The sequence below is a fragment of the Cytobacillus sp. S13-E01 genome, from assembly GCF_029193815.1.
In the GTDB taxonomy this organism is placed as follows: domain Bacteria; phylum Bacillota; class Bacilli; order Bacillales; family Bacillaceae_L; genus Bacillus_BV.
Genome location: NZ_JARFVC010000077.1, coordinates 1 through 1317, shown reverse-complemented (window position 1 = coordinate 1317; position 1317 = coordinate 1). Strand labels below are relative to the sequence as shown.

Here is a 1317-nt window from a genome sequence, read left to right as displayed (position 1 = left end):
TTAATTCATCTAAATGCTGAACATCTCCTTTTTCAAACTGTGCTAGGGTTTCAGTGAAAACCTGTTCATGGTTTAGTCGCCTTCGACCATCTGATGATCGATCAGGCCTTTCAAAAAGTGCTTTTACAAAATTGAAGAAGCATTTCGACCAATATTCACCTAAAAACTCAAGCATATCAAGGAGGGTTCCTTGATAACTTACTTTTTTCTTCATCAATAAAGTTAGACAAAAGGTGATCATAGCTATGTAAATTTGATTGTAAACGGCATTTGCGCTTTTTCCATAACATTTTTTAATGACCAAATGCTGCTTCATCCACTTAAAAAACAATTCAATTTGCCAGCGATTTCGGTAAAGGTCACTGATCTCCTGTGCGCTAACTTTCGCATCATTGATAATGATTGAGATGGGATTCCCTTGACTATCCTTTGTTTCGACTAACCTTACAGGATATTTCATATTTCCCAGTTTAACCACAGCCTCACGAAGAATGTTGGAAGACGGGTCAACTGGAAGTTCTTCAATGACGTGGATGACCGTATTTTCCTTAATACGGGTACAAAACCGAATATTATGTTGACAGTAATAATCGAACTTCTCGAAATCAAAGTAACCCCTGTCAAACACATGAAGTGCATCCTTATCGATGATCATTAAGCCATCTAGCTGTGTGACATCTGCTGGCCTGGCTGGAGTGATGATGATTTTGTCTGGGGAAGTTTCCCCTTCATGAAAAACGACTCGAGTATGGATTTTAACCCCGGCTTTTGTATTTCGGAAATCAGCCCACCGATACTGGCTAAGGGAAAAAGAGATAGTAGTTGAATCAATAAGATGAATTTTCCCTAGTAAACCGTCACCCTTTTCTTTTCCGAATTCCCGATGGATTTGTTCTACAAGATGATGCAGAATAGCCTCGAAAATAGCTGGAGGAAGATCCGAAAGTTTGCGGGACAGTTGAGATATACTTATGTTTTTTAAGCCTAGTTCTTTTTGTAAGTTCTTTTTGTGCTTCACCTTGAATCTAATTTTTTTAAGGCTATCAAGCTGCTTCAGCTGAGCATAAATAAATAGTTTTGTAAAGGTTAGACTATCAAGCTTTTTCACATATTTATCAAGCTTCATCTGATCAACCATTTTTAAAATAACTGTTTCATCCATAGGGTGGATGTATTCCTTAAAAACTGTTTTTATGGTATTCTTGTCCATAGATTTCTCCTTATAATTGGGATTTGGACAGGACAACCTACCTTCCACCTAATTATAAGGTTTTTTTGTATCTATTTGAACTAAAAATTACCAATTATTACAAAAAA

General features: G+C 36.6%; 1 protein-coding gene. It reads right to left on the bottom strand.

From position 1 onward, the window contains the following. Positions 1–1210 (bottom strand): IS4 family transposase (locus PY093_RS21235; RefSeq protein ID WP_275647712.1); only part of this gene is annotated, 1210 nt, incomplete at its 3' end. Positions 1211–1317 lie beyond the last annotated feature (107 nt).